General features: G+C 29.0%; 8 protein-coding genes and 1 pseudogene. 7 read left to right on the top strand and 2 right to left on the bottom strand.

Going from position 1 to position 6,203, the window contains the following annotated elements:
* The 7 genes from ACERKK_RS10255 to ACERKK_RS10225 all read left to right on the top strand — a co-directional run.
* Positions 1–418 (top strand): precorrin-8X methylmutase (locus ACERKK_RS10255; RefSeq protein WP_373772988.1); only part of this gene is annotated, 418 nt, incomplete at its 5' end.
* Positions 408–887 carry a hypothetical protein gene (locus ACERKK_RS10250; RefSeq protein WP_373772987.1) on the top strand — a complete coding sequence of 160 codons (480 nt, stop codon included), beginning with the start codon at positions 408–410 and terminating at the stop codon, positions 885–887. The genes ACERKK_RS10255 and ACERKK_RS10250, both read left to right, overlap by 11 nt.
* Entirely contained in the window at positions 887–1,915 is a 1,029-nt protein-coding gene (gene cbiD, locus ACERKK_RS10245; RefSeq protein WP_373772986.1) for a cobalt-precorrin-5B (C(1))-methyltransferase CbiD, read from the top strand. Before ACERKK_RS10250 ends, cbiD begins: the two co-directional genes overlap by 1 nt.
* The gene (cbiT, locus tag ACERKK_RS10240) at positions 1,909–3,081 is read left to right on the top strand and encodes a precorrin-6Y C5,15-methyltransferase (decarboxylating) subunit CbiT (RefSeq protein WP_373772985.1); all 1,173 of its coding nucleotides are present in this window, start codon (positions 1,909–1,911) and stop codon (positions 3,079–3,081) included. The genes cbiD and cbiT overlap by 7 nt, the downstream gene beginning before the upstream one ends.
* Positions 3,081–3,848, top strand: a complete 768-nt coding sequence (locus tag ACERKK_RS10235; RefSeq protein WP_373772984.1) for a cobalt-precorrin-4/precorrin-4 C(11)-methyltransferase — start codon at positions 3,081–3,083, stop codon at positions 3,846–3,848. The genes cbiT and ACERKK_RS10235 overlap by 1 nt, the downstream gene beginning before the upstream one ends.
* Positions 3,841–4,857, top strand: coding sequence for a cobalt-precorrin 5A hydrolase (locus ACERKK_RS10230; protein ID WP_373772983.1), 1,017 nt, complete (start codon positions 3,841–3,843; stop codon positions 4,855–4,857). The genes ACERKK_RS10235 and ACERKK_RS10230 overlap by 8 nt, the downstream gene beginning before the upstream one ends.
* A 21-nt stretch (positions 4,858–4,878) precedes the next feature.
* Entirely contained in the window at positions 4,879–5,670 is a 792-nt protein-coding gene (locus ACERKK_RS10225; RefSeq protein ID WP_373772982.1) for a precorrin-3B C(17)-methyltransferase, read from the top strand.
* A 28-nt stretch (positions 5,671–5,698) separates the two neighbouring features.
* Here the strand turns inward: ACERKK_RS10225 and ACERKK_RS10220 are convergent, their stop codons facing one another.
* Both ACERKK_RS10220 and ACERKK_RS10215 read right to left on the bottom strand, forming a co-directional pair.
* Positions 5,699–5,959 (bottom strand): GIY-YIG nuclease family protein, encoded by a 261-nt coding sequence (locus tag ACERKK_RS10220; RefSeq protein WP_373772981.1) that lies wholly within the window; start codon positions 5,957–5,959, stop codon positions 5,699–5,701.
* Positions 5,959–6,203, bottom strand: a pseudogene (locus ACERKK_RS10215) (type B chloramphenicol O-acetyltransferase); the annotation flags it as partial. The gene ACERKK_RS10220 and the pseudogene ACERKK_RS10215, both read right to left, overlap by 1 nt.

Genomic DNA, 6,203 nt, shown 5'->3' with positions numbered 1-6,203 from the left:
AGAAAAATATGAAACTGAAGTTGTATGTTATATAAAAGAAAAATTCACTTATGAAATGGCTGAAAAAAATAAAACAACAAGATCTTATGCAGCAGTTGTAGAGGCTATAAAAAGACATAAAGATGAACCAATGATTTTAGCTTGTGGAAATGCCCCTACTTTTATATATGCAGCTATTAATACTTTAATTGAACAAAAAGTTGATTTAAAAAATGTAGCATTTTTACTATTTCCTGTTGGATTTGTAAATGTAGTTGAATCAAAAGATTATGGTAGAAGATTTTGTGATCACTTTGATGTTGCTGGAATTATCATGCAAGGAAGATTTGGCTCTTCAACTATGACAGTTGCAACACTTCATGCTATTTTCAAATTAATCAAAGATTATGATGGAGTATATAAGTACAATGGAAAATAAACTACAAGATTTTACTACAAATAAAAATATTAATCTTATGGGTTCAGAAGTTGTAGATGGTTTTACTTGTAAGCCTAAAAAACTTGTACCTAATAAACCAATTATGCACTTTAAAACACATATTTTTATTTGTAATGATGAAAGATGTGGTGGGGCTCATAAAAATGATGAAGTTGCAGCAAACTTAAGAGATATTTTAAAAGAAATAAATCTTGCAAAAGGTGAAACAAGAATAAAAATCTCAAGAACTGGATGTTTTGGTGCTTGTAGATTTAGATCAGTTGCAAATATATATGAAAATACAAGAGCAAATGGATTTGAAGCAAATAATAACTTATGGCTTAGAAATATTCATAAGTATTCAAAAGAACAATGGATTGAGTTATTTCATGCTTTAGCACAGAATAAAAATATTGATGACTTAGATTTTAAACAAGTTCCAATAAGCCAAGAATCAACGTATAAATAATGGCAGAAGAAAAGAAAGTCCTAAGAAAGGGACTAACAACTGGTGTTCATGCAACACTTGCATTTGCAAAAGCTTTAGAGGCATTTTTAATTACAAAAGAAATAAGCATTACAAAAATAAATAAAATTGATAATGATGATTTAGATGTAACAAAAGGTTGTGAAATTGTTGTAAGTGTAAGTGATAAAAAAAATGAACTTATGATAAGTACTGTTAAACACAATGCACAAGAGTTAATTATTGGTACAAATAAATTATATATTTATGCAGGAATTGGTGTAGGAGTGGTAACAAAAAAAGGCCTTAAAATAGCTCCAAATTATCCAGCTATAAATCCAGTACCCTTAGAAAATATTCAAAAAATATTTATTAAAGAGTCTGAACAGTACCATAACTTAGTACTTCATTGTACTCTTAGCGTTACAAATGGTGAAGAAATAGCCAAACAAACTGCAAATGCTAAGGTTGGAGTAATTGGAGGTATTTCAATTCTTGGAACATCAGGAATTGTAAAACCAGTTTCTAGTACTGCATATATTGATTCTGTAAAAACAGAGATAGAGTTTGCTAAGCAAAATGATTTTGTGCCTTTAATATTTACACTTGGAAATTCTGCATTTAGAGTTTCCAAAGAAAAATATGATGAAGGTCAAATAGTTGAAGTTGCAAATTTTGTTTATGATTCGATTGAAATATCTACAAATTTAGATATTCCAAAAGTGATTTTTGTTTGTGGTATTGGAAAAATGACAAAAGTTTATCAAGGCTTTAAAAACACTCATAATAGATTTGGAACAATTGATTTTGTACAACTAAAAGAGGATATTAAAAATGAACTTGGATATGAAGTAGATATAGAATCTACAAAAACTGTAAAAGGTATTTCACAAGAACTAGAAACACTTGGGCTTGTAGATGAGCTTTATACAATGATTGCAAAAAAAGCAAATGAACAAATAAAACAATGGTTTCCAAAATCAAATGTGGAAGCTTTAATATTAGAACAAAGTGAGGTAGCAGGATGGTAACAATAGCTGGAAATGGTATGGGTGCTTATGATTTTACAAACTTAGAATTAAACTTTTGTAATTATGACAAAATCATTTGTGACCCAAACTTTATAGAAAATGGTAGAACAATTTTAAAACTAAAGTTTAAAGATGCAAAAGAATATATTCTACAAAACTATAAAAAAGAGAATATTTTATATGTAGTTACTGGTTCACCTCTGTTTTTTTCAGCAGGAACTTTAATAGCAAATAAATTACCAAAAGAAGAAGTGAAAATTGTAAATAATATTTCATCAAAAACTTATCTTTTAGAAAAAATATTTATATCAGAAAATGATGTAAGTGTTATATCAATTCATGGAAGAAAAAATATAGATTTATGTGAATTTATGAATAAAAAATACACTTTTGTTCTATGTGATAAATATTCGATAAATAGACTTCAAGAAGCTATGCAATTTTTTGAAGAAGAGTTTATTACAACAACTATTGCTTATAAGCTTGGATTTGAAGATGAAATAATTGAAGAGGTAAATCTTTTTAATTTTGATGAAAATAGATTTGATTTAAAAGAGCCTTTTGTACTGCTAATAAAAAGAAATTATGAACATAAAAAAAATCTATGTGATGATTTAGAGTTTGAGACTGAACGTGGAATGATTACAAAAAAATACAAAAGACACTTAAGCTTACAAAACTTAGATTTAGAAGAAAATAATATTTTATGGGATATAGGAGCAGGAAGTGGTTCTTGTGGTATAGAAGCATATAAAAGATACAAAGTAAAAACAATATTCTTTGAAAAGAACGAAACAAGGGTTGAATTTATAAAAGAAAACCTAAAAAATCATCATGTGTGTGATTGCAAACTTTATATTGGCCAAGCAGAAGAGATATATCCTACTTTAGAGCAAAATCCTCAAAGAATCTTCGTAGGTGGCGGTGGTAAGATGGTTATTGATACTTTACCATATCTATATGAAAGATTAGATGTAAATGGAATAATGTTGATTAACGCTATTACACTTAAACACTTAAGTCAAATGATTGAAGTTTTAAATAAAGCAAAAATAGAATATGACACTCACTCTATTTCTCTTACTACGTACAAAGGTGTGTTAGATTTAGTAGAACCTGAACGTCAATTATTTCAAATAAAAATATATAAAAAAGAGGAAAAATAATGATTTATTTTATAGGTGCAGGTCCTGGTGATCCTGATTTAGTTACAGTAAAAGCTCAAAAGATATTACAAATTGCAGATGCTGTTTTATTTACTGGTTCATTAGTACCAAAAGAAGTTTTATCATGGTGTAAAAATGATGCAATTATTGAAGACTCTCAAGGTATGAAATATCCTGAGATTTTTGATTTTTTACAAAAACATCAAAATAAAATAGTAGCACGTGTGCATACTGGTGACCCATCAATTTATTCAACTATTGCAAAACAAATTGAATACTTAAAAGAACAAAATATTGAATACTCTGTTATTCCAGGAATCACAGCAGCTTTTGGAGCAGCAGCAAGTTTAGGAATTGAATATACAATACCTGGGGTTTCTCAAACAGTTATTTTATCAAGAGTAGAAGGTAAAACTCCAAATCCTGAAAAATTAGAGAATATCTTAGCTTGTAAAAATTCTTCTTTAGCTTTTTATTTATCAATTCTTTTATTAGAGAAACTAAAGAAAACAGCATTACAGATGAATTACGATGCAGACACGCCTTGTTGGGTAATTGAAAAAGCAACTTGGAAAGAAGAGAAAATATATAAAGGTACTATAAGTGATATACAAGAGCAAGTAAAACATATTAAAGGTGTAGCACTTATTTTATTTGGTGATTACTTAAATCAAAAAGAAACGCAAGAATCACACCTTTATGTAAAACCATTAGTAAAAGAATTAAAAGAAGCACGAAAGAAAAAAAAGGAAGAAGAAAATGCCTAAACTAAAAATTGCAGTTGTTACAATAAATCAACCAAGTTTAACAGCAGCTTGTAATCTTATTCCTTATCTTTATGATTATCATGTAGATGTATTTGGTAAAAAAGATTTGGAACATAATTTAGAGAGTTTAAACTTATACACAAAAATAGATGAAATCATGCAACCCGCATGGGAAGGTTATGATGCGATTATTTGTATTTTAGCAATGGGTGCGGTGGTTCGAAAAATTGCACCATTTTTAAAAGATAAAGCAACAGACCCAGCAGTTATAGTAATCAATTTAAAACTTGATAAGATAGTCCCTCTTTTAAGTGGACACTTAGGTGGTGCAAATGAGCTAAGCGATATTATAGCTTCACGAATTGATGGTTGTATAAACTTTGTATCAACAGCAACTGATCAAACAAATACTCTTGCTTTTGAAATGTTTGCTAAAAAAAATGATTTAGAAATACATAATCTAAAAGAGTTAGCCCTAATATCAAATTCTCTTTTAAATAAAAAAGAAGTTGAAGTTTTAACTTGTGAAGCAATCTTTGAAACTATTCCAAATAAAAACAACTTAAAAAGAGTAGATAAACAAACAAGTGAATTATGTGTAAATATTACTCCTTATGATAGCCCTCTTCTTACTTTTAAACCAAAAGTATACTTAGGTATTGGATGTAATAGAGATACATCTGTTGAAGATATTGAAGCAGGATTTTTATGGTTTTTAAAAGAGCATAATCTAAAAATTGAACAAATAGAAAATATTGCATCATTTCAAGCAAAAGCAGATGAACTTGGATTATTAGAGTTTGCAAAGAAATATAACTTTGATATAAAATTTTATAATGAAAATGAAATAAATTCTCTTCAAGGTGAGTTTAGTCCATCTCAAGCAACTAAGTTTTTTGGACTAAAAGGTGTTAGTGAACCCTCTTGTATCTTAGTATCAAAATACAATGAATTAATCATTCCAAAAAATGTATATGAAAAAAAAATCACTATTGCAGCAGCAGTATAAAAAGAAATTAGGAAAATAAAAATGGCAAAAAAATTATATATCGTATCAACAGGTGCAGGTGGATTAGACTATATCTCACCTGCTGCATTAAGAGCAATCAAAGAGTGTGAAGTAGTAGTATCTTATAGTAAATACGCAAGAGAATTGGGAAGTTTAATAGAGGGAAAAGAATTATTCACATCAGGAATGACACATGAAATTGCAAGATGTGGACAAGCTATTGATTTTGCAAAAGATGGCAAAACTACGTGTATCCTTTCAAATGGAGATGTAAACGTATATGGAATGGCTACTCTTGTAACTGAACTTATGGAAGAGCGAGATTTATGGGATGAAATCGAAGTTGTTTCACTTCCTGGGGTTACTTCATTTTTAGCAGCAGCAAGTAAAGCAGGAGCGCCTGTATCTCAGGATTTTTCAATTATTTCATTATCAGATAGACTTACAGATATTAACCTAATTGATAAAAGAGTAAAAGCAGCACTTGATTGTGATTTTGTAACAGGTATTTATAACCCAAAATCTAAAAAAAGAATCCAACCTTACCAAAACTTTATGGCAGCACTAAAAGATGGATATGAAAATAGAATCGCAATCATCGCTTCAAACGTTGGACGTGAAGGAAAAGAAAAAATCACAATCACAACTGCTCAAGATTTAATAGACCAAGATATAGAACACCCAGAAGTTACTATGTCAACACTAATCATCATTTGTAACTCAAATGCAAAACTTACTAAAAACAACCTTGTACTTACTCCTAGAGGGTACTTAAATAAGTATGAATTATCTGGTGAGTTAAAAGCTAAATAAATCTGAAGATTAAAAGCCTAAAAGGTTTTTAATCTTTTAACTTACAATTTTCTACTAATTCCAATTTCTTTAGTCTTGATAGTTTTTTTATTTCATATTCACGTTTTGAGGCTGTACTTCTATTATCTGATGATTCTTTATAAATAAGTTTTACAGGACGTCGTGCTTTTGTGTATTTGGCACCTTTATCTTTTGTATTATGTTCATCCAAACGCTTAGAAATATCTTTAGTAATTCCTGTATATAAACTTCCATCATTACACTCAAGAATATAAATAAAATATGACATCAATTTTCCCTCTTATTCTTTTTTTCGCACCAATATTCCCATAAACCTTTTATCGATGTGCTACAAATAAGAGGCATATTCTCTTTTATTTTATCTTCTTTCCAATTCCACCACTTCATTATAAGTAATTGTTTTATCTCATCTTCTGAAAAACGTGACTTTATAAATACACATGGATTACCGCCTACAATAGCATAAGGCTCTACATCCTTTGTAACAACTGTACGTGCTGCGATAATTGCAC

The organism is Poseidonibacter sp., assembly GCF_041821165.1.
Taxonomy (GTDB): domain Bacteria; phylum Campylobacterota; class Campylobacteria; order Campylobacterales; family Arcobacteraceae; genus Poseidonibacter.
Note: the sequence above shows the minus strand (reverse complement) of the source record. Positions and strands in the feature narration are given on the sequence as shown.